The 22364-nt window shown below is 61.3% G+C and carries 19 protein-coding genes and 2 tRNA genes; 15 read left to right on the top strand and 6 right to left on the bottom strand.

The features are described from left to right. The first annotated feature begins 46 nt into the window (after positions 1 to 46). Positions 47 to 1303, top strand: coding sequence for an aminotransferase class V-fold PLP-dependent enzyme (locus AVO45_RS18860; RefSeq protein ID WP_068350275.1), 1257 nt, complete (start codon positions 47 to 49; stop codon positions 1301 to 1303). 91 nt (positions 1304 to 1394) lie between these two features. Then, positions 1395 to 1470: transfer RNA gene (locus tag AVO45_RS18865), tRNA-Val, on the top strand. Positions 1471 to 2787: 1317 nt separating this feature from the next. Here AVO45_RS18865 and AVO45_RS18870 read toward each other — a convergent pair. Further along, on the bottom strand, positions 2788 to 4830 hold the full coding sequence (locus AVO45_RS18870) for a hypothetical protein (RefSeq protein WP_068350139.1): 2043 nt from the start codon (positions 4828 to 4830) through the stop codon (positions 2788 to 2790). 695 nt (positions 4831 to 5525) lie between these two features. On the opposite strand from AVO45_RS18870, the gene AVO45_RS18875 reads away from it, so the two are divergent. From AVO45_RS18875 to AVO45_RS18895, 5 genes are read left to right on the top strand one after another with little or no spacing between them, the layout of a single operon-like run. Beyond that, a complete protein-coding gene (locus AVO45_RS18875) occupies positions 5526 to 6110 on the top strand; it encodes a DUF2796 domain-containing protein (protein ID WP_082688874.1) in 585 nt (194 codons plus the stop codon). Positions 6111 to 6112: 2 nt separating this feature from the next. Further along, entirely contained in the window at positions 6113 to 6838 is a 726-nt protein-coding gene (locus AVO45_RS18880) for an ATP-binding cassette domain-containing protein (protein WP_068350141.1), read from the top strand. Further along, complete coding sequence (locus AVO45_RS18885) at positions 6835 to 8088, top strand: ABC transporter permease (protein ID WP_068350145.1); 1254 nt, start codon at positions 6835 to 6837, stop codon at positions 8086 to 8088. Before AVO45_RS18880 ends, AVO45_RS18885 begins: the two co-directional genes overlap by 4 nt. Before the next feature lie 44 nt (positions 8089 to 8132). Next, a complete protein-coding gene (locus AVO45_RS18890; RefSeq protein WP_157770200.1) occupies positions 8133 to 9206 on the top strand; it encodes a hypothetical protein in 1074 nt (357 codons plus the stop codon). Next, positions 9203 to 9721, top strand: a complete 519-nt coding sequence (locus tag AVO45_RS18895; protein WP_240482179.1) for a DUF3299 domain-containing protein — start codon at positions 9203 to 9205, stop codon at positions 9719 to 9721. The genes AVO45_RS18890 and AVO45_RS18895 overlap by 4 nt, the downstream gene beginning before the upstream one ends. 621 nt (positions 9722 to 10342) lie before the next feature. Here AVO45_RS18895 and AVO45_RS18900 read toward each other — a convergent pair. Together AVO45_RS18900 and AVO45_RS18905 are read right to left on the bottom strand one after the other, a co-directional pair. Further along, positions 10343 to 10419 (bottom strand) — tRNA-Pro (locus AVO45_RS18900). Between the two features lie 147 nt (positions 10420 to 10566). Then, entirely contained in the window at positions 10567 to 11682 is a 1116-nt protein-coding gene (locus AVO45_RS18905) for a THUMP domain-containing class I SAM-dependent RNA methyltransferase (RefSeq protein ID WP_068350279.1), read from the bottom strand. Between the two features lie 302 nt (positions 11683 to 11984). On the opposite strand from AVO45_RS18905, the gene AVO45_RS18910 reads away from it, so the two are divergent. Genes AVO45_RS18910 through nqrF form a run of 6 tightly spaced genes read left to right on the top strand, consistent with a single transcriptional unit; the run spans position 11985 to position 17844 of the window. Further along, positions 11985 to 13328 carry a Na(+)-translocating NADH-quinone reductase subunit A gene (locus tag AVO45_RS18910; protein ID WP_068350151.1) on the top strand — a complete coding sequence of 448 codons (1344 nt, stop codon included), beginning with the start codon at positions 11985 to 11987 and terminating at the stop codon, positions 13326 to 13328. A gap of 5 nt (positions 13329 to 13333) precedes the next feature. Beyond that, the gene (locus tag AVO45_RS18915) at positions 13334 to 14542 is read left to right on the top strand and encodes an NADH:ubiquinone reductase (Na(+)-transporting) subunit B (protein WP_068350152.1); all 1209 of its coding nucleotides are present in this window, start codon (positions 13334 to 13336) and stop codon (positions 14540 to 14542) included. Next, positions 14535 to 15350 carry a Na(+)-translocating NADH-quinone reductase subunit C gene (locus AVO45_RS18920; RefSeq protein WP_068350153.1) on the top strand — a complete coding sequence of 272 codons (816 nt, stop codon included), beginning with the start codon at positions 14535 to 14537 and terminating at the stop codon, positions 15348 to 15350. The genes AVO45_RS18915 and AVO45_RS18920 overlap by 8 nt, the downstream gene beginning before the upstream one ends. Then, a complete protein-coding gene (locus AVO45_RS18925; protein WP_068350154.1) occupies positions 15350 to 16003 on the top strand; it encodes an NADH:ubiquinone reductase (Na(+)-transporting) subunit D in 654 nt (217 codons plus the stop codon). Before AVO45_RS18920 ends, AVO45_RS18925 begins: the two co-directional genes overlap by 1 nt. Then, on the top strand, positions 16003 to 16611 hold the full coding sequence (nqrE, locus tag AVO45_RS18930) for an NADH:ubiquinone reductase (Na(+)-transporting) subunit E (RefSeq protein ID WP_068350156.1): 609 nt from the start codon (positions 16003 to 16005) through the stop codon (positions 16609 to 16611). Before AVO45_RS18925 ends, nqrE begins: the two co-directional genes overlap by 1 nt. A gap of 12 nt (positions 16612 to 16623) precedes the next feature. After that, positions 16624 to 17844 (top strand): NADH:ubiquinone reductase (Na(+)-transporting) subunit F, encoded by a 1221-nt coding sequence (gene nqrF, locus AVO45_RS18935; RefSeq protein ID WP_068350158.1) that lies wholly within the window; start codon positions 16624 to 16626, stop codon positions 17842 to 17844. A 93-nt stretch (positions 17845 to 17937) separates the two neighbouring features. Here nqrF and tviB read toward each other — a convergent pair whose 3' ends face one another. The 3 genes from tviB to AVO45_RS18950 all read right to left on the bottom strand — a co-directional run bounded on the left by tviB (position 17938) and on the right by AVO45_RS18950 (position 20948). Further along, the gene (gene tviB, locus AVO45_RS18940; protein ID WP_068350160.1) at positions 17938 to 19221 is read right to left on the bottom strand and encodes a Vi polysaccharide biosynthesis UDP-N-acetylglucosamine C-6 dehydrogenase TviB; all 1284 of its coding nucleotides are present in this window, start codon (positions 19219 to 19221) and stop codon (positions 17938 to 17940) included. A 15-nt stretch (positions 19222 to 19236) separates the two neighbouring features. Next, positions 19237 to 20250, bottom strand: a complete 1014-nt coding sequence (locus AVO45_RS18945; RefSeq protein WP_068350162.1) for a GDP-mannose 4,6-dehydratase — start codon at positions 20248 to 20250, stop codon at positions 19237 to 19239. Positions 20251 to 20423: 173 nt separating this feature from the next. Further along, positions 20424 to 20948 carry a CBS domain-containing protein gene (locus AVO45_RS18950; protein ID WP_068350164.1) on the bottom strand — a complete coding sequence of 175 codons (525 nt, stop codon included), beginning with the start codon at positions 20946 to 20948 and terminating at the stop codon, positions 20424 to 20426. A 125-nt stretch (positions 20949 to 21073) separates the two neighbouring features. On the opposite strand from AVO45_RS18950, the gene AVO45_RS18955 reads away from it, so the two are divergent. Further along, complete coding sequence (locus tag AVO45_RS18955; protein ID WP_068350166.1) at positions 21074 to 21259, top strand: hypothetical protein; 186 nt, start codon at positions 21074 to 21076, stop codon at positions 21257 to 21259. Between the two features lie 66 nt (positions 21260 to 21325). Next, positions 21326 to 22351: an FAD:protein FMN transferase gene (locus AVO45_RS18960; RefSeq protein WP_068350168.1), complete on the top strand. Its 1026-nt coding sequence runs from the start codon at positions 21326 to 21328 to the stop codon at positions 22349 to 22351. The last annotated feature ends 13 nt before the right edge of the window (positions 22352 to 22364 follow it).

Genomic DNA, 22364 nt, shown 5'->3' on the forward strand with positions numbered 1-22364 from the left:
CGTTGACGGGCACTCCGAACACAGTTTGAGAAACGGGACTATGGACATGCTGCATGAAAAAGCCGGGCTGATCGAAGCCATCCGCGCGCGTTTTGCCCATGTGGACGCCTGCCCGTTCCAAGGCCCGCGCATCTTCTTTGAGAATGCCGGCGGGGCGCTGACGCTGAACTCGGTGGTGGAGACCTCCGCCAGGTTCGCGGCCATCCCGGACAACCAGGGGCGGGACAACGTGGCCAGCCATGCGCTGGTCGACATCATCAACAAGGCGAAATCCGATCTCGCCACTTTCATGAACGCCTCGTCCGGCCAGTTCTTCGTGGGCGAAAGCGGAACCGAACTGCTGTTCCGCATGATCCGCACCGCTTGCGTGAACGCGCCGAAAGGAACCAAGGTGATCGGCAGTTCGATCGAGCACCCGGCCAGCCGGAGCGCCGCGCGCCGCTGGGCCGGGATCGCCGGGCTGGACTATGTGAACGTGCCGCATGACGATGAAGCCGGCTTGGTAACGGCCTCTGATTATGCCGCGCTGATGACCCCCGACGTATCGGTGGCCACGATCCTGCACGCCTCTCCCGTGACCGGGATGGGTATGGATGTGGGCGCAATCGCCAAGGCAATCCGAGAGGTCGCGCCTGATTGCTTCATCATCGTAGATGGCATCCAGCATGCGGCGCATGGGCAGATGGATATCGACAGCTATGGCGTCGATGGCTACGCGATCTCGCCCTACAAGGTGTTTTCACGCCATGGCTACGGGATTGCCTGGATTTCCGACCGGCTGACAGCTCTGCCGCATGACATGCTGCTGGGCGCGCCGGAAATAGGCTGGGAGTTCGGCACCCGCGACACCGGCGCCTATGCCACCATGTCGGATGTGGTTGCCTATTTCGACTGGCTTGGTGGAGAAGTCTCGGACGAGACCGGCCCCCGCGCCCGGATCGAGGCGGCCGGACGGGCCATCCGCGCCTACGAGACGCGGCTGACCAACGCGATGATCGATGGCACCGGGAACCTGCCGGGGCTGCGCGACATGGATCACGTCACGATCCTTGCGGGCGCGGACAACCCCGCGCGCGAAGGGCTGGTCTCGATCGTTGTCGACGGAATGCCCTCGACCGAGGTCGTGACGCGCCTCAACCGGCAGGGCATCCGCACCCATACCCGAAAGGCGGACCACTACAGCGGCAACGTGCTGGACCCTCTGGGCCTGAGCGACTGCATCCGTATCTCGGTTTGCCATTACAACACCGAGCACGAGGTGGCACAGCTGCTGGCGGCGCTGAAGGATATCAAAAGTCAGTAAAGGCGCGACGGGAGTTTTCGGGCAAATTCCTTCGGGGAAGTTGCGCTCCCCCCTTGCACGTGCCCGCCGGCTTGGCTACATCCCCCCTCACGGGTGATTAGCTCAGTTGGTAGAGCGCTTCGTTTACACCGAAGATGTCGGGAGTTCGAGTCTCTCATCACCCACCACTTATCCATTATAAATCAATTACTTACACGGCTGCAATTGGCGGCGTGTGTAGCAAATGGCGCTGCAATCCGTGTGGCGGAATCACAACAGGTAAATGCCCTCTTGAGCCGACTGCAAGCCGCCGATACGGACGCCACTTTCGATACATACAGCTCTTCGCCATCCGCGGCGGAAACGGCATTGTTCGAAGAAATTGGAACAATGGCGCACACGCCGCGAGTACTTGAGCTTTCTGAACCAACATGCTTCACTGTTCTAATAGTTAGTATAAGGCTAGGACCGGTTAGCATTAACCTGTAGTTCGAAAACGCATGGCGATACTCGAAAACTTAGATCTACAGCCGCGAGAGGGTTGATTGCCACTGACGCCTCTAAGCTCTGCACATCATTGCCCGACCAATTGAGAAACTGAAACGTAGCCCGATGCTCGACCAAAACCTCCAACAACGTTTGATGCCGATTGACCCCGAATGATACCCGTGCCAACCCCGCCCCAAATGGCTGAGTCAAGCGTATTGGCCCTCTTGTTTACCGTAGCACCGGTGTACCTTTCGCGGACACGCTAATGCAATAATAGCCCGACGACAGGAGCCACATGCAAAACACAGTGAATGGCCGCTATGTGCCGGAAGCCGAGAATTGTTGTTCCCTAAAGCCAGCGGGCCGCGCTGGAATTTATCACGATCATTACATGCATACGTCCCAACAGAATTTGGGAAAGGCATGCCCCGCCCCGGTTGTGCTTTAAGCAAGGCGGTGCGAAGTCCTAGGTGGAAGCGGAATACAAGAAAACGCGGTCCCTCCAGAGAAACCCCAAATTGGCGCGGAACCTTACAGAGGTCATCACAATCTCTGCGCACGCATTTAGGCTTTGCCTTCGGCAATGGGGACGTGTTCATCAACCCCCGACACGCGGATTATGATTGTCCCACAACAAGTAGAACCGGTTATTTCTCATTTGCTTTCTTGCTACGCAAACGCGCAAGGATCGCTGCGTCTTTCCCGCAAGACAACTCCGGACCGTGATAGAGCCTCCCGCAAGTGACCAGAGCCGACCAAACTCATGTTCACATAGGCTGCCTCGGACTGGCCATCGCGCCAGCAACTCGGTCGAGGACACCGTCGAGAGGGGCAGGTGGGTTGGCAAGTACATCTCGGATACGCTTGCGGGCGGACAGGACATCCGGGTCAGCAGGGGTATGACGCGCGGCAATCAATTCCAGTTCCAGTATCTCGCGAATTCCAGTCGGCGCGGGTCCCAGCTCTTCAAGGGTTTCGGCGGCATAGAGAAAATCGTCGCCGGCTCTCCGTCTGATCTACAGGTAAAGGTCTTCAGGTAAAGCTAGCGGTGTTTTGTTGGAGAGGATCCGATGCCGGTCGAGCTGCAAGTCAATGCGCTTCTTTAGGCTGCAGACAAGCTGCTCATGCAGCGCCGCTGCATTGGAGCGAAGCTTGTCATGCCATTCTCGGTTGATGCGCCGGTCAACCTCGGAACGCAACATACCGACCCCGAGCACTGAAGCGGCGCCCAACGCCGGGCCGAGCATGAGTGCACCAGCTGGGCCAATCACAATCAAACCAAGACCTGCGCCGAACTTGCCGGCGGCGAGGACCAATGTGCCGCGCAGCACGCTGTCTACGACCATCCAGGCAGGCAAGTGCTCTACCGGAATCTCGCCCTTGAGCGCGCGGATCACTCCACCAACCGCTCCCACACCTACGGCCAAGCCAAGCAAATCCGGGTCTGCAAGATCGAGGCCAGCGTCAACAGAGCGCTGCATAAGGGCTTCTATGGTTTCCAGTTCGAAGCCTTCGATTGTAATTACCTGCTCGGCCCAATCCTTGTCCGCGGCTTGTGCGGCGAGCTCGGCATTGGCGATGACCGGAATGTCCGGGTACTTGTCGAAGTGATCTTCCAGCTGCGACATGTTCTGAGCGCATTTGACCTGCACGGGATTGCCGTCGACGATCAGGTCAAAGCCCGGATTGTTGCTGGCTCCCGGAAGGGCAACGTGATGTCCGTCTTCGATCAGCTTACCGAGGACGAACTGTTCGGCGGTGTAGCCACGCAGTGCGATGTCGGAGCCATGCAGTGCAAAGTTTGCGGCGTGCTGCGCGAATTCGAGCGGGTTGCCGATGTCTGCTGATCTCCAGAAATCTGCGCCGGTGACGACACGCGGGTCGATAGCGGCCGCATTATGAAGCATGTCGGCGGCAGTCAGCCCAAGTGTTGCCAGCGTCTCAAGGGCGTCGTTTTGACTCTTCCGGTACTGGCCTCCCCTCCAGTCGCGAGGCGGACTACCCGGTGCTGCCTCAATGCGTCCCGATGCGACAGATTCCAGCCTGATCATTCGTGATCGATGGGCTTTCCACCTCGTCGGTGATACATGCGCTGGACGTTGCGCACCCGGCGCGCAGAGACTCCGGAAATCTGAGGCAAGGCAGCCAAGGCCGTTGCGGCGGTCTTCTTGTCCGCGAACTGCGAGGAGAACAGCTATACGCGATGCGGTCTGAGCGCGAATGATGTTGCCGATCCTCTGGCCACCCAGACCCAATGCGAGAAGGCCGGCGGCGATGGTGAGCGGGTTCACCATCACCGCGAGGAAAGAATCCGCGGCCGGGCCACCCAAGAAAGGCAGAAACGCAGAGGCTTTGGCCGCCAGGATGTACGGGGCAAAACCGGCGCCGTTCACCGCGGCCGCCAAGCCCATCCACCCACCTGCTGCGGCTAAAGCAGCCCAGCCATGCGTTCCACCGCGCCGAAGTGCGTCTACGATTCGCGGGTCGAGATTCTCATCTGTGCCATCAAGATCGATACCATCAAGAAGCTCTGCGAGTTCGTATGCGACCACTTGCGGGAACAGCAAAGGGTCTTTCTTCTGCCAAAGCTGCCCGGGTTTGCTCGCAATCTCACGCGCTCGACGCCGGACCCTTTCTAGAATGGGAGCGCGTTGCTCATCGGTACGAGCTCGGAGCTGAATGCGGGCGCGAATGCCTGGCGACAGATCACGAGCGGCCAGGACACCCAGCGCAGCCGCTTCTTCAGAGAGTCGTCGCTCTGACAAGGGGAGGGTGTCGGGAGCTCCGAGTGCCTCAGCAAGGGTGACCCAGAGGCGGTGTCGCAGCACCGCGTCGTCGGTCCCGCTTTCCGAGAGCCTTGCCGCTGTGATCGCCATCCGGTCGGCCGCAGTTGGTAGGTCGGCCCCCAACTTCTGTCCTAGGCCTTCGCCGATCCCGCGCATCGCCTCGAAGATCGAGACCGTGTCCAGAAGGGCAATAAGACCGCAAAGCTCGTCCCTGGCTGCAAGGCCCAGTCCTGAGGCGATCAGGTCTGGAGGAAGTAAGTCATTCGAAGTCATGGCGGCTCGCGTGCAGTGGATGCCCGCAGACTGGAGGGTTGGCAGCAGAACCCAAATTCGCCATGACGCCGCATCCTTCACTGACGCGATATTCGCCGCATTCAGCGCCAGTATTGGCACGGCGCTTTCGATCGATGGCACGCGGGACGGCCACTGTGACTGAACGGAGGCCGAGTATTCGCGGACCGCCGATCGACCAGTCGAGGTTTTCGTCAACCGGAATGCAGGCGTGATACCGATGTTGGTGTGCTACATTTCGGGTGATCAGATCGCCGGTTTGTCAGTTGGCGTTCGGTCCGAATGGTTGGTGAGAGTGAAGCCTCAGCTTCCAGGTGTTTTCTCTGGCGATGACGTCCTCGGGCGGCAGGTCCGGGCGAGACGCTTGAGAATGCTGAATCGGAAGTTTCGGGGATCGCGGTCCCGAAGTTCGCGATTCCCGCCATGGCCATCTCGTGCGTAGGCCTGCCAGCGATTCTGCGCACGGGCGCCTTGGCATCTGCGTCAATTGGGCCGGCTAGGATCTAGTCCAAAACATCGAAGTTATACATCAGAGTAAGAAGACAGGATTCCGCAGCATGCCGCGTTCGCGAAATTCCTTCGCGCTTCCTAACCGGGGCTACCGCTTTCCTTTGACAGAAACGTCGTATTCATTGACTACTGTTGGTCGTAACACCCGGTACCCTGGATGACTGCCAATGAAACATCTCGTCCTCGCCCTCTCCGTTTTTCCCGCCGCCTTGTCCGCCGAGCAGACCCGATCCCTCGACGCGCATATGCACGGTGCCGGCACACTCGGGATCGCTTTTTCCGGAACGGAGTTCTCGCTGTCGCTGGAGGCACCGGGAGCGGATATCGTGGGTTTCGAACATGCGGCGCTGAGCGCCGAGGATCGCGACCTGGTGCAGGCGGCGATTTCGGATCTCGCCAAACCTCTGAGCCTGTTCGTTGTGCCCAACGAGGCCGGCTGTACCGTCAAATCTGCCAACGTCGCGTTGGCCATGGCGCAGATCGGCAAACACGAGGCGGGTGGCGACCATTCCGACGAGGCCACCGAGGGACACGCGCACTCGGAAGATCAGGAGACACGGCACAGCGAGTTTCATGCCGAGTACTTGATAACCTGTCAGAACATCGATGCGATCGACAGTATCCGCTTCGACTATTTCGAGCGGTTCCCAAATTCACAGGAACTGGACGTTCAGGTCGTGTCGCCGAAAGGCGCACGGGCCTATGAAGTCGAACGATCGGCTGCGGATCTCGACCTGAGGGGAATGTTCTGATCATGGATCATGGCGCGGCCCCGGCCCAGCCCGATACATGCGCGATAGAAGCCAGTGACATTCGGTTTTCCTGGCCAAACAGCGCGTTTTCGATGACCGTCTCTGAATTCCGCGTGCAGCGTGGGGAAAAGCTGCTGCTGCTTGGCGAAAGCGGCGGGGGTAAATCGACGCTTCTCAGCCTGATATGCGGCGTCGTTTCTCCGGATCAGGGTTCGATCCGCGTCGCCGGTCAGGAGTTGACGAACCTGAGTACTTTTAGGCGTGACCGTCTGCGCGCGAACAAGATCGGCGTGATATTTCAGATGTTCAACCTTTTGCCCTATGCCAGCGCGGTTGAGAACATTCTTGTTCCGCTCTGCTTTTCGCCTGAACGCCGGACGCGCTGCACGACACCCCGAGACGAGGCACTGGAACTCGCCGCAGCGTTAGGCCTGCCACGAAACCTCGTCACGGATGAGCCGGCGTCGAACCTGTCAGCAGGTCAGCAACAGCGGGTCGCGGTGGCGCGCGCCATGATCGGCCGGCCCGAGATTATCGTGGCGGACGAGCCGACCTCCGCATTGGACAAGAAGTCTCAGGCCGAGTTCATCGATCTTCTGTTCGATCAGGTCGCGCAGGCGGGAAGCACTCTGATCATGGTCAGTCATGACGAGCGGTTGGCGGATCGGTTCGACCGCACGGTTCAACTTTCCGATCTCGTCGTGACGAGCGGCGTGGCGGTGGCATGACATTGTTCAGGCTGGCATTTCTGTCGCTCAAGAGTCGGGGCATGACGGTCGGCCTGACGATCCTTGCCATTGCCTTGTCGGTCGTTCTGTTCCTCGGCGTGGAAAAGCTGCGAACCGGTGCAAGAGCCAGTTTCACTGACACGATCTCGGACACCGACCTCATCATGGGGGCCCGGTCCGGCAGCGTGCAACTGCTGCTCTATTCCGTCTTCCGCATCGGCAACGCGACCAACAATGTGACCTGGGAGAGCTTTCAGGACATAGCGTCCAGACCCGAGGTGTCATGGGCGGTCCCGATCTCTCTGGGTGACAGTCACCGACAGTTTCGAGTCATGGGCACGACGCCGGAATACTTTGAACGGTATAGCTATCGCGGTGGTCGGCGGCTGGATTTCCAACAGGGGCGGGTGATGTCCGACCTGTTCGATGCCGTCGTTGGCGCAGATGTCGCGGAACAACTCGGATACAAGGTGGGCGACCCGATCATCGTGGCCCATGGTCTGGCCTCCTTCACTGAGCACGAGGATACACCGTTCCGCATTTCGGGTGTTCTGGAAAAGACCGGAACGCCGGTCGATCGGACGGTGGTCGTCAGCCTCGAAGCCATCGAAGCCATTCACGTCGACTGGCAAAGCGGCGCCCAGAGGCCCGGCGCGCCCACGTCGGCAGACCGGCTCAGGGAAATGGATCTGCAGCCCGCAGCGATCACGGCTGCGATGCTCGGAGTCGAGTCACCCCTGCAAATCTTTACCGTTCAGCGCGCCATAAACGAGTATCCCGAGGAACCCCTACTTGCCGTCCTGCCCGGCGTCGCACTGCAGGAGTTGTGGGGGATCGTCGGAATTGCCGAAACCGCTCTGGTCGGCGTTTCGGCTATGGTCGTTGTCACGGCCTTGATCGGCATGTCGGCCATGATCCTGTCGGGCCTCAATGCGCGCCGGCGCGAGATGGCAATTCTCCGCGCGATGGGGGCCGGGCCTAGGGCGGTGGTGGCGTTGTTGATGATTGAGGCGATCTTGATGGGGGCCATCGGCTCGGCAACGGGCGTGGTCCTGCTGTATCTCGGTTTGATAGCCGTTCAGCCTTGGCTAGATTACACGTATGGCTTGTACCTGCCGATTACCGCTCTGACAGCCCAAGAGGGCCTGCTGCTCATCGCGGTCGTGGCTGCATCAGCACTTGTCAGCCTGCTCCCCGCCATTCGGGCATACCGGATGTCCCTGGCGGATGGCATGATGGTCAAAATGTGATTTCTCTCGGTCACCAAAACAGGTAGAATTCGTGCATGTCTCGCTTGTCCGCATTGCTGGTCGGATTCCTGGTGTGCACCGCCTCGGCGGCAGGTGCCTGCGGGTTCCACAACTACGTGCCGCAACCAACGATGGTCGACCGGCTGATTGACAGCGAGCATGTGGTTCTGGTCAGGCAGGATCCGGCAAACCCGTTTCGTTACAAGGTGGTTGAAAACCTGTCGGGCGTGGAAGCGGACGCGGACATACCGAACCTCGTCGATTCCACCACTCGGCGCCGATTGACACAGAATGGCGACGATGTCGTGCTGTTCGCCCGCGAAGGCGCATATGGTCCGTGGTTGCGCGTCGCGTATATCGATTCGACCATGCAGCCGGTTCTTCGATCAGTTCTCGACCATCTTCCCGATTGGAAACTGGGCGAGGATGTCAGCAGGTTCCAGACGTTTGCCGACCTACTGAACCATCCCGACCCGGTTGTAGGAAAACTGGCCCTCAGGGAACTCGATCGAGCCGACTATGGATTTCTTGTCTCGCACAAACTGCAAATCGATACCGCGCAGACCCTGTCCAGAATAGGCAATCGGACCGAAATGGACCTTCGCGCCATACGAGTTCTTCTGCTGGGCATAGCCGGAGACGACACGGCACGCGGCTACCTGAAACGCGGACTAAACCGTTCGGCGCAACTGGAAAGCACTCTACTGGGTGCATTTGCAACGGCGGTGATCGAAACGGACGGTCCCGAAAGCGTGCGGATCATAGCAGAAACCTATCTCGCCGATCAGACCTATTCCGCCGCCTCAAAGGAAATGATCGTGGAAGCACTGGCGCTGCACAGCCAGTACGGAGACGAGACGATGCGGTCCGCCGTGGCTGAAGCCATGGGCGAAGCACTAGAAGTTGCGCCAGACTTGGCCCCTGCCGTTGCCCGGCAATTCGGTGCACGTGGGGTCTGGTCGCAGAGCGAAACGCTTTCCTCGCTGGTTCGCAGCGGCTCAGTTCGCTCGATCGCGGATGTGCTGGCCATCAGCCAATACATCGCCTTGGCTGAAGGTGTGTCGGCGGGGTCAAGCATTGGGGGTAGTGTCGTGCCGGACGGCGGAGTTCTCGAATGAAAATGCCGCGCCGCGTTTTTCTGCGCCATACCGTCTTGGCAGGCTGCGCCGTGGCGGCCTCGGCGGGGCTGCCAAGAGCCGAAGATGTTACGATCGAATTGAATTGGTCCGATCTTGCCCCTGACACAGGAGGCGAGGCGATGGAGGCGCTCCGCAAACAAGGCGTGGTGCAGCACGGTCAGTTGAGCACCCCGTTCGACCAGGAAATGAATGCACAGGTAACCACGGACTACAACGGCAAGCGCGTGCGTATTCCGGGCTATCTGGTTCCGCTTGAATACAAGGAACAGGGCGTCATCTCGGCCCTGCTTGTGCCGTATGTCGGCGCCTGCATCCACGTCCCTCCGCCGCCACCCAACCAGTTGATATTCGTGACGACCGAAACACCCTACGAAAGCAAGTCCTTGTTCGAACCCGTTTACGTGACCGGAATGTTCGGCACCGCCGCAACCAACACCCAACTCGCCGAAGTGGGCTACGCGCTGTCCGCCGACGAGATCGTGCCATATTCGTGACAGCCTGATTTCAGGCCGATGAAAACTGACTTCGGCAAGAGCAGGATCCCTTCCCCTTGTTGCCGACCATCTTGATGGCACATGAAGGAAAGCACTGCCCCACCATAGTTATTTGCGTTAATTGGGCCGGCTAGGATCTGCGCTCTCCGACTATCACTCTGGGTCAGTGACCTGCCCCCCAAGGCTCCCTCATTCATAACGAGAGTCTGCGGATCTGGCTTCGCAAGGCTACATCAAGCTGAGTTCGAACAACAACAGTATCAATGGCGTCTATGGCGAGGCTTCGGACTACATCGAATATGGCAGCGACAACGCGTTTGCAGCATGCGAGGACAGCCTGACCTCGGCGTTCGGCAACAGTGATAACCCATTCGGGATAGCCCAGCTATCACTTGTGCGCTGATCCGGCGAACCGGTGCGATGCAGCCGTATCCACACCACTGGTCTTTTGGGGAATGGAGGCGTCGTGGCGTCCCGCATCAGACACATCTGAAACCGTGTCCGAATCTGCGAGCGAGAAAACAGCGATTCTGAGTATCGCAGGTGGGCGCAAACCGTTGCGAGTAACAAAAACCCGCGTTTTCTCGGGCTGGGATATTCGCGCTAAGTGGTTGATTCCACTGGTCGGAGTGAGAGGATTCGAACCTCCGACCCCTGCCTCCCGAAGACAGTGCTCTACCAGGCTGAGCTACACTCCGACCGTGGCGGGTCGTCTATACCTGTAAAACGGAATGCGCAAGAGGGATTCTGAGCGGAAAAATGGGAAAGCTTCTGCGGCCACCAACCGCCTCGCATCCATTTCCCGGCGGCCCCGGTGGCTTGGGGCGCTCTCCGGCCTTGCGGTGTCAGCCAAGCGCGTCGGTCCGGTAGAGGCGGATCTTGGTGCCGCCGTGATCCACCACCGGGCCCGGCGCCAGCAGTGGCAGCCGGGTTGAGCGCGCAAGCCCCTGGCTGCTGGTGACGATGCCCACGCGCCAGCCCTTGAACCGCTCCATCAGCACCTTCCCGAGTGACCCGTACAGTGAGCGAAGACGTTTTTCGTCGCCGATCCGGGCGCCATAGGGCGGGTTGACGATTACCAGACCCGCAGGGCCCTCGGGCGCTTTCAGGTCATTGACCGGGCGATGCTGGAATCGGGTTACCTCGGCAACGCCAGCCCGCACCGCGTTGGCGCGGCTGGCCTCGACCGCGCCCGCGTTCCGGTCGGAGCCGTGGAACATCAGTTGGGTTTCCCTTCCGCCAGCCGTTCCCCGCATGTCCCGCCAGGCTGCTGCGTCGAATGTTGCAAGCTGCTCAAAGGCAAAGCTGCGCGTGCGACCGGGGTTGAGGCCAAGGGCGATTTCGGCGGCCTCGATGACGAAAGTGCCCGAGCCGCACATCGGATCCAGCACCGGTTCGGATCCGTCAAAGCCGCATTCGCGCAGGAACATCGCGGCCATGGTCTCGCGCATGGGTGCCTTGGCGACGGCCTCTTTGTGGCCGCGCTTGTGCAGCGGTTCACCGGAGGTGTCGACCGAGAAGGTGCAGATGTCCTTTTCGATCCGCAACATCACGCGCAGCTCGGCCTCGGGCGAAATCGGTGCCCCCAGCGTTTCCCGGATCGCGTTTTCCACCCGCTGCCGCGCGGCGCCGGCATGATAGATGCGCGATTTGCGGCTGGTTGCCTCGACCCTGACCGGAACGTCCGGGCGCAGAACGTCGCTCCAGGGGAATTTCCGTGCGCGTTTGTCCAGTTGCGCCAGATGCACGGCCGGGAAGGACCCGATCCGGGCCAGAACCCTGTTGGCGCCCCGCAGTTGCAGATTGGCGCGCCAGACCTCGGACCAGTTGCCGCGGCAGGCAATGCCGCCGGGCACGATCCGCACGGCGGCGAACCCCTGCTCGGAGGCCTCGGCGGCAAGGGGGGATTCCAGGCCGGGCGTGGCCACCAGGAAGATGTCGAGATCGTCGGAGTTTGTCATGAACGCTGCATATACCGGCAGCCCCATTTGCGCGACCTGCAAATTCACGGGCGGCACGATCGGGGCTCATTGCGTCACTTTCGCCCATTTGCCGAGATTTGCCGTTCATTTTGGCGGTAACAGGTTTGCCTTTGGGGCCGACCATGCGTAAACGGTGCCTGACCAAAGCCGGCCCTGCGGATTCCCGCCGAATTCTGGCGGATTTGCCAAGGTGTTTCCTTGGGCGTCCGGGTATTTGCTGGCCGAGGTCATCCAGTAGGGACAAACTGGCACGGGAATGGGGCTCGAAAGAACGTAGCGACATGCAGACTTTCAAATTCAAAAAAGGGCTGGACCTGCCGGTCGAAGGCGCCCCCGAACAGAAGATCCATCCGGGACCCGAGTTTTCCTCGGTCGCGGTTCTGGGATCTGACTTCATCGGGCTGAAGCCGCGGATGCTGGTGCAGGTCGGTGACGAGGTCAAACGCGGCACGCCGCTGTTCTGCCACAAGGACGCGCCGGACGCGATGATGGTCGCGCCGATGACCGGCAAGGTCGTCGCGATCAACCGCGGTGCGCGCCGGGTGTTGCAGAGCGTGGTGATCGAGGTGTCCGACGCCAATGATGCCGGGCTGGATTTCTCGGGCGTCGGTGATGCCGATACCGCCGAAGGCGTGACCGCCAAGCTGTGCGCCGCGGGCCTGTGGACCGCATTCCGCACCCGGCCCTATTCCAAGATGCCCCAGCCGGGCGACAAGCCCGAGGCGATTTTCGTGACCGCGATGGACAGCGAGCCTCTGGCCGCGGATGCCGCCACCATCATCACGGAGGCCGGCGATGCTTTCGCCACCGGCCTTGGCGCGGTTTCCAGGCTGACCGACGGCAAGACCTATCTGTGCCAGAAATCCGGAGACAGCATTCCGGGCGGCGATCTGCCCGGCGTCGAGGCGGTGGCCTTCTCGGGGCCGCACCCCTCGGGCCTTGCCGGGACGCATATCCATTTCCTGCACCCCGTGAAGGCGGATTCGCAGGTCTGGACGATCGGCTATCAGGACGTGATCGCCATCGGCCGCCTGATCCAGACCGGCCATCTGGACCCGAACGTCGTGATCGCCCTGTCCGGGCCGGCCGCGCGCCAGCCGCGCCTGATCCGCACGGTCATGGGCGCCTCGACCGAGGATCTGACCCGCGACGAGATCGCCATCGACGGGCCCGTCCGGGTCATTTCGGGCTCGATCCTGTCGGGACGCCATGCCCATGGGCCCTTCGCCTACCTGGGCCGATTTGCCCGCCAGATCGCGCTGATCCGCGAAGATCGCGACCAGATCCCGATGGGCTGGATCCGGCCGATGCCGTCGAAATACGCGGTGCAGCCGGTTCTGGGCTCGGCCTTTTCGCGCAAGCTGTTCGCGCTGACCAGCAACCTGAACGGCGGCCGCCGTGCCATGGTGCCGACCGGCACCTTCGAAGAGCTGATGCCGCAGGACTACCTGCCGACGCAGCTGCTGCGCGCGCTTCTGGTCATGGACACCGACACGGCGCAGGCGCTGGGCGCGCTGGAACTGGACGAAGAGGATCTGGGCCTCGTCGGTTTCGCCTGCCCGGCCAAGTATGAATACGGGCTGGCGCTGCGCGACTGCCTGACCAAGATTGAAAAGGAGGGCTGAGCCGAATGGGTTTGCGCAGCTTCTTTGACCGGATCGAGCCGCATTTCACCAAGGGCGGCAAATACGAGAAACTCTTTCCCATCTACGAGATGGTCGAGAGTTTCATCTACACGCCGAAATCGGTGACCACCGTCGCGCCTCATGCCCGTTCCTACGTGGATATGAAGCGGATCATGACCTATGTCGTGATCGCCACGATCCCCTGCATCCTGTGGGGCATGTGGAACACCGGCTACCAGGCGAACTCGGCGCTTGCCGTGATGGGCCCCGAAGCCGCGACCGGTTGGCGGATCGCCATCCTGCAGGCGCTGGGCGTCTCGATGGACCCGGGCAGCATCCTTGGAAACGTGGCGCACGGGTTCCTGTATTTCCTGCCGATCTACCTGACGACGCTGATCGTGGGCGGCATCTGGGAGGTCATCTTTGCTACCGTGCGCGGCCACGAAGTGAACGAGGGCTTCCTCGTCACCTCGATGCTCTACACGCTGATTCTGCCGGCAACCGCGCCCCTGTGGCAGGTTGCGCTGGGCATCTCCTTTGGCGTGGTGATCGGCAAGGAGGTCTTCGGCGGCACGGGCAAGAACTTCCTCAACCCGGCGCTGGTGGGGCGGGCCTTCCTGTATTTCGCCTATCCGGCCAACATGTCGGGCGACTCGATCTGGACCCCGGTGGACGGGTTTTCAGGCGCCACCGCGCTGGCGGTGTCGGCGGCCGATGGCTATCAGCAGCTGGCAGCCAACGGCGTCACCTGGTGGGACGCCTTCTATGGCACGATCCAGGGCAGTTTCGGGGAAACCTCCACGCTGGCCTGCATCATCGGCCTCGCCTTCCTGTTGCTCACCAAGATCGCCAACTATCGCCTTATCGTCGGCTGTCTGGCGGGCACCATCGCCTTTACCTGGCTGCTGAACCTGATCGGGTCGGACACCAACCCGATGTTCGCGATGCCGTGGTACTGGCATGTCGTGCTGGGCGGATACGCATTCGGCCTGGCCTTCATGGTGACCGAGCCGGTTTCGGCCAGCCACACCAATATGGGCCGCTACATCTACGGCGCGCTGATCGGCGTGATGGTGGTGCTGATCCGCGTGGTCAACCCGGCCTTCCCCGAAGGCATGATGCTGGCCATCCTGTTCGGAAACGTCTTTGCGCCGCTGATCGACCACTTTGTCGTTCAGGCGAACATCAAACGGAGGGCGCGTCGCCATGTCTGACACGCAAACCCCAGAGCCCAAGGGCCTGATTGCGCGGTTTCTGGCAGCTTCGCCGGATTCGGTCGGCAAGACGATCTTCATCGCGGTGGCCGTCTGCCTCGTGGCCTCGATGATCGTCTCGGCCGCCGCCGTCAGCCTGCGCCCGGTGCAGGAAGCCAACAAGCTCAAGGACAAGCAGATCAACATTCTGCAGGTGGCGGGCGTCTATGAGCCCGGCATCGACATCGCAGAGGCCTTCGCGGCCTTCGAGCCGCATGTTCTGGAGCTGGAGACCGGCAATTTCGTCGATGACCGCTTCGATCCCAACACCTTTGACGACGTCGCCGCCGCCAGCGATCCCGAGCTGAGCGAGCCTCTGGAAAACGACCCGGCGGGGATCGGCCGCAAGGCGAAATACCGCGTGATCTACCTGCTGCGGGACGAGGCCGGAAAACTGGACAAGGTGATCCTGCCGATCCACGGCTACGGGTTGTGGTCCACGCTGTATGGCTTCATCGCGCTGGAAGAGAACGGCAACGACATCTTCGGGCTGCAATTCTATCAGCACGGCGAAACGCCGGGCCTGGGTGCCGAGGTGGACAACCCGCGCTGGAAGGCGCTGTGGAACGGCAAGAAGCTGCGCGACGATGCGGGCGAGCTGCAGATCACGGTGGCCAAGACGCAGCCGGCAGCCGGGCCTGATTTTTACATCGACGCATTGGCCGGCGCCACGTTGACCACCGTCGGCGTCGACAACCTGGTGAAGTTCTGGATGGGCGATCAGGGATACGCCCCGTTCCTGAACAAGCTGCAAGCGGGAGAGATCTGATGTCCCAGACAAGGAAAGAGATGTTGGTCGATCCGCTGGTCGACAACAACCCGATCACCCTGCAGGTGCTGGGCATCTGCTCGGCGCTGGCCGTGACGTCTTCGCTGCAGGTGGCTTTCGTGATGGCGCTGGCCGTGACTTTCGTGACGGCATTTTCCTCGATGTTCATCTCGATGCTGCGCAACCAGATCCCCAGTTCGATCCGGATCATCGTGCAGATGGTGATCATCGCGTCGCTGGTGATCCTGGTCGATCAGGTGCTCAAGGCTTACGCCTTCGAGATCTCGAAAACCCTGTCGGTCTTCGTCGGCCTGATCATCACCAACTGCATCGTGATGGGCCGTGCCGAGGCCTTCGCCATGAAGAACCCGCCGCTCGACTCGTTCATCGACGGTCTGGGCAACGGCATGGGCTATGGCCTGATCCTGATGCTGGTGGGGATCGTCCGGGAACTTTTCGGCTCGGGCTCGCTGTTCGGAGTGACCATCCTGCAGACCGTGAACAATGGTGGCTGGTACGTGCCCAACGGCCTGCTGCTGCTGCCGCCGTCGGCCTTCTTCATCATCGGCCTGATCATCTGGGCCTTCCGCACGTGGAAGCCGAACCAGGTCGAGGAACGTGAATACAAGATCCAGCAGGTAGAGGCGCACTGATGGAAGGGCTTATCTCACTGGCCGTAAAGGCCATCTTCGTCGAAAACCTCGCGCTCAGCTTTTTCCTCGGCATGTGCACCTTCATCGCCGTGTCGAAAAAGATCTCGACGGCGCTGGGTCTGGGCATCTCGGTGATGCTGGTGCAGGCGATCACCGTGCCGGCCAACAACCTGCTGCTGAGCTATCTGCTGAAACCGGGCGCGCTGGCCTGGGCCGGGTTCCCGGATGTGGACCTGACCTTTCTGGGCCTGATCTCGTATATCGGCGTGATCGCGGCGATGGTGCAGATCCTCGAGATGATCCTGGATAAGTATTTCCCGCCGCTCTACAACGCGCTGGGGATCTTCCTGCCGTTGATCACGGTGAACTGCGCCATCCTGGGCGGCTCGCTGTTCATGGTCGAACGCGACTACAACTTTGCCGAGGCGGCGACCTATGGCCTGTCCTCCGGCTTTGGTTGGGCGCTGGCGATCACCGCCATGGCGGGCGTGCGCGAAAAGCTGAAATATTCCGACATCCCGGACGGGCTGCAGGGCCTGGGCATCACCTTCATCACCGCGGGGCTGATGGCGATGGCCTTCATGTCCTTCTCGGGCGTCAAACTCTAAAGGGGCAGGGGCATGGAAACTTTCTCGCTCGGCGTTGTCCTTTTCACCCTGATCGTGCTGGCGCTGGTGGCCATCATCATGGTGGCCCGGTCGCGGCTGGTCTCGACAGGCAACGTCAACATCACCATCAACGGTGAGAAAACCATCTCGGTGCCCGCGGGCGGCAAGCTGCTGCAGACGCTGGCGGCCGAGAAACTGTTCGTCCCGTCGGCCTGCGGCGGCGGTGGCACCTGTGCGCAGTGCCGGGTGCGGGTGCTGGAAGGCGGCGGGTCGATCCTGCCGACCGAGGAAAGCCACATCACCAAGCGCGAGGCCGCCCATGGCGACCGCCTGTCGTGCCAGGTGGCGGTCAAGCAGGACATGAAGATCGAAGTTCCCGAAGAGGTCTTCGGCGTCAAGAAATGGGAATGCACCGTCCGGTCGAACGACAACGTGGCGACCTTCATCAAGGAGTTGGTGCTGGAACTGCCCGAAGGGGAGGACGTGAATTTCCGCGCCGGCGGCTACATCCAGATCGCGGCCCCGCCGCACGAGGTCGACTACAAGGATTTCGACGTCGCCGAGGAGTACCGCGAGGATTGGGACAAGTTCAATCTGTGGCAGTACAAGTCCAAGGTCACGGAACCGATCGAGCGCGCCTATTCGATGGCCAACTACCCCGAGGAAAAGGGCATCATCATGCTCAACGTGCGGATCGCCTCGCCTCCGCCGGGCTCCGAGGGCATCCCGCCGGGCCAGATGTCGTCCTACATCTTCAACCTGAAGCCGGGCGACAAGGTTACGATCTCGGGTCCGTTCGGCGAGTTCTTCGCGCGCGACACCGACAAGGAGATGGTGTTCATCGGCGGCGGCGCGGGCATGGCCCCGATGCGCAGCCACATCTTCGACCAGCTCAAGCGCCTGAAGACCAAGCGCAAGATCACCTTCTGGTACGGCGCCCGGTCGCGGCGCGAGATGTTCTATGTGGACGATTTCAACCAGTTGGCGGCCGAGAACGAGAATTTCGAATGGCACGTCGCCCTGTCCGACCCGCAGCCGGGCGACAACTGGGAGGGCTTCACCGGCTTCATCCACAACGTGCTGTACGAGCAGTACCTCAAGAACCACCCCGCGCCCGAGGATTGCGAATTCTACATGTGTGGTCCGCCGATCATGAACCAGTCGGTCATCAACATGCTGCTGGAACTGGGCGTGGACCGCGAAGACATCATGCTCGACGATTTCGGCGGGTAAGAAACAAGAAAACCGGTGCTTCCTGCGCCGGTTTTTTCTTTCCAGGATATGACCTGTGGGGATCTGCGGGCTTGCCCCGGCCGGCGTGGCCGTTCACAGGCGCAGATCGCTGGCTTCTCGCGGCAGGCAGGACTTCACGTCGTAGAGCACGTTTCCGGGCTTTCCGAGCGCGCGGATCTCGTCCGGGCCGAGTTGCACGAATTCATCGTGTGCAACGGCCAGAACGATGCCGTCATAGGCGCCTTTCGCCGGTTCCGTGGTCAGTGTGAGGCCGTATTCCGCCTGTGCCGCCTTCGGGTCTACATGCGGGTCATGTACGTCGACGGCAATGCCGTAGCTTTTCAACTCGTCAATGACATCGACGACGCGTGTATTGCGCAGGTCGGGGCAGTTTTCCTTGAAGGAGAGTCCCATGACCAGAACCCGCGCCTGACCCACGTTGATGCCTTTGCGGGTCATGTGCTTGACCAGCTGCGTGGCGACGTGGCCGCCCATGCCGTCGTTCAGGCGACGACCTGCAAGGATGATCTGCGGGTGATACCCCAGCGCCTCGGCCTTGTGCGTGAGGTAATAGGGATCGACCCCGATGCAGTGTCCGCCGACCAGGCCGGGGCGGAACGGCAGGAAATTCCACTTGGTGCCGGCCGCGCGCAGCACGGCCTGGGTGTCCAGCCCCATGCGGCCAAAGATGATCGCCAGTTCGTTGGCCAGCGCGATGTTGAGGTCGCGCTGGGTATTCTCGATCACCTTGGCGGCCTCGGCCACGCGGATGCTTTCAGCCTTGTGGGTGCCGGCCTCGATGATCCGGGCATAGAGCGCATCCACGAGTTCGGCCATTTCGGGCGTAGAACCGGATGTGACCTTGCAGATGTTTTCCAACCTGTGCGTCTTGTCGCCGGGATTGATCCGCTCGGGGCTGTAGCCGGCAAAGAAGTCGGTGTTGAAACGCAGGCCCGAGACCCGCTCAAGCACCGGCACGCAATCCTCTTCGGTGCATCCCGGATAGACGGTGGACTCAAAGATCACTAGATCGCCCGGTTTCAGCACGCCGCCGACGGTTTCCGAGGCGCGGCGCAGCGGCGTCAGGTCGGGCCGCTTGTTCGCGGTGATCGGTGTCGGCACGGTGACGATATAGGTGTCGCACTCGGCAATCCCGGCCGGGTCCGAGGTGAAACTCAGCTGGCCGGCCGCTGCCAGTTCGTCAGGCTCGACCTCGAGCGTCGTGTCCAGCCCGTGACGCAACTCCTCGATGCGGGTCGGGTTGATGTCGAAGCCGACGACCGGTCCGACGCGGCTGAAGGCGACCGCCAACGGCAGCCCGACATAGCCCAGGCCAATGACGGCGATCCGCCGCGTTTCGGGGTTGGATGCTGTCATGCGGTCACTCGTCCCCTACTTGTCGTGATAGTCGCGGAACCATTCCACGAAACGGGCAATGCCGTCCTTGAAATCGGTCTGCGGCCGATACCCGGTCAGGCGTTGCAACAGCGAAGTATCGGCCCATGTCGCCGGAACGTCGCCCTTTTGCATCGGCATGTAGTTGCGGATCGCCTTCCTGCCCAAAGCCTCTTCGATCGCCTCGATGAAATCCAGCAGCCGCACCTTGTCGGCATTGCCGATATTGACGACACGGAACGGGGCAACGGGCGACAGGCTGTCGCCTTCGGCGATGTCTTCCTTGCTGTCGGGGCGAACGGGCGCTGCGTCGATCAGCAGCCGGATCGCGCGCACCAGATCGTCGACATAGGTGAAATCCCGATACATGTCGCCGTGGTTGTAAATGTCTATCGGGCGGTCTTCGAGGATCGCATCCACGAACTTGTAGAGCGCGAGATCGGGCCGCCCCCACGGGCCGTAGACCGTGAAGAAGCGGAACATGGTGGTCGGCAGATTCCACAGATGGGCGTAGGAATGCCCCATCGCCTCGTTCGCCTTCTTGGTGGCGGCATAGATGGTCAGCTGCGTGTCGGCCTTTTCAACCTCGGTAAAGGGCATGTCTTCGTTCGCCCCGTAAACCGACGAGGTCGAGGCCATCAGCAGATGTTCGACCTCGTGCTGGCGGGCCACCTCCATGACGTTGAAGGTGCCGACCACGTTCGAGTCGACATAGCTGCGCGGGTGTTCGAGGCTGTATCGCACCCCCGCCTGCGCCGCGAGATGCACGATGACGTCCGGCTGGAACTCATCCGCCACCTGCAACAGGCGCTCGTGATTTTCCAGCAGGTCTTCGGTTGCCGAGAAACCGGGGGTTTGCAGCAGCATCTGGTGGCGCCGCCGCTTGAGATCGACGTCGTAATAGTCGGTCATCCCGTCATAGCCATGCACGCGAAACCCTTCGGCCAGCAGCAGTTTGGCGAGGTGATAGCCGATGAACCCGGCGGTTCCGGTGACCAGCGCTTTCTTCATGTCTTTCCCCATCGTCGGCAGCGTCGCTGTTCAAAGCGGATATCGGCCACAAGGTCAATGTGTTGAAGGCCGCACCGGAGGCGCAGGCGACGGCCCTTTGGCCAACATGAACTGCCGTGGGGCCGAGCGTGGAAGGCCAGAGCAAACGAGGGCGCAGGGGCGGCGTCGCAGATTCAGCCGACGATCATCTGCTTCATGCGCAGTGCTTCGTATTCCAGTTCGTTGAGCCGGAAATTGATGACGTCGCCGATCGAGATCACACCGCAGAGGCGCCCGTCCTTCATGACGGGCATGTGGCGGAAGCGCCCCTCATTCATCCGTTTGAGGATGTCGATCAACAAGTCATCGGGCGTGCAGGTTTCGACTTCCTTTGTCATCAGGTCCGCGACGTTCTGCGGCAGGGTCTGGCCGGGCGTTTCCGCGAGGCGGCGAACGATGTCGCGCTCGGACAAGATGCCTTGCAGGTCGCCATTCTGGTCCGTCACGAGCACGGCGCCGATGCCTTTGTCCTTCATGAGCTCGACGACATGGTGAATCGTGTCGGCGGGCCTCACGGCAATGATCGCATCCCCCTTGCGTTCGAGAATTTTGGTGACGGTCGATTGCGTGTGCGACAAATTCGACTCGACGGTCTGGCTGTGGCTTTCCTGCTCGTGCTTGTCTCCGCGCATCGGGGCTTGGTAAGAGGTGGGTGCCATGGGTCGGTCTCCTCCTGTGTCAGTCGCAATCGTCTCTTCCACCTTACCGCAGGTGCGCGACCTGTATAGAGTGCAAATGCGCCACACCCGCCGACAAATGCAGAAGAACAAGGGATTTCATCATCTTGCAGGACCTCCACCTGACCCCGCTCACCGGTGCCCTGATCGTTTTCGTCGTGGTGGTCTGCGGCCACCGCTTCCGCCTGGCCTGGAAAGAGCAGGCCCCGGGTTGGCAGCGCAGGGCCTGGTTTTTCGGGGTTCCGGCGGCGATCGGCCTGCTGCTGCTGGCCTTCCTGCCCCTGAAATACTGAAGGCGGTTTGACTCCGAACAGGGGCGCTGGCATACGCCGGATGCGTTTTCTCTGGAGGTCGTCTCGATGCGCAAATGGTCCGTCCTGGCCGTGGCCCTGCTTGTTTCCGGCTGCCTGTTCGACAAGGAACCCGAGGTGGTGCGCCTGTCGGGGCAGACCATGGGGACGACCTACAACGTGACCGTGATCGGCGAGGACCTGGACGAAGAGGCGCTTGCCAAAGCGGTCGAAGACACCCTGGCGGCGGTGAACGCCAAGATGTCGAACTGGGACGAGAACTCGGAAGTTTCCAAGTTTTCCGCGTCCGACAGCACCGATCCCATCGCGGTTTCCGCCGAATTCACGCAGGTGATCGCCGCGGCGAATGAAGTGCATGAGAAAAGCGGCGGCAAATTCGATGTCACCCTTGGCCCGTTGATCGAATTGTGGGGCTTCGGTCCGCGCAAGCCCGAGGACCCGGTGCCATCTGACGACGAGATCGCAGCCGCGCTCGAGCGTGTCGGGCAGGGCAGGCTTCTGTCGCTTGACCAGAAGGCCGGAACCTTGGCCAAATCCGACCCCAGCGTCGGTATAAACCTGTCCGCAATCGCAAAAGGCTATGGCATCGACGCCGTTGCCGAGACCCTGCGCGCGGCGGGTATCGAGGACTACATGGTGGAAATCGGCGGCGATCTGGTCACCCGGGGCGAGAACGACAAGGGAGAGGCTTGGCGGATCGGCATCGAAAAGCCCGAGCCCGGCTCGCAGACCGTGCAACTGGTGGTGCCCGTGAGCAATCTGGGCATGGCCACATCCGGTGACTACCGGAACTTCTTCGAGCAGGACGGCGTGCGCTATTCGCATATCATCGACCCGACGACGGGCCGGCCGATCACGCACCGGACAACCTCGGTCACCGTTCTGGCCGACAGCGCGATGATGGCCGACGCATGGGCCACGGCGATGCTTGCGCTGGGGCAGGAAGAAGGGCTGAAAATCGCCGAAGCCAACGATCTGGCCGTTTTCTTCATCTCGCGGGATGTGACAGGCGGCGAAGATGCCTATATCACGGTGCACAGCAGCGCCTTCAAGGACGCGCTGGAAGGTAACTGAAGGGACAGGGCCG

The sequence above is a fragment of the Ruegeria marisrubri genome, assembly GCF_001507595.1.
GTDB lineage: Bacteria > Pseudomonadota > Alphaproteobacteria > Rhodobacterales > Rhodobacteraceae > Ruegeria > Ruegeria marisrubri.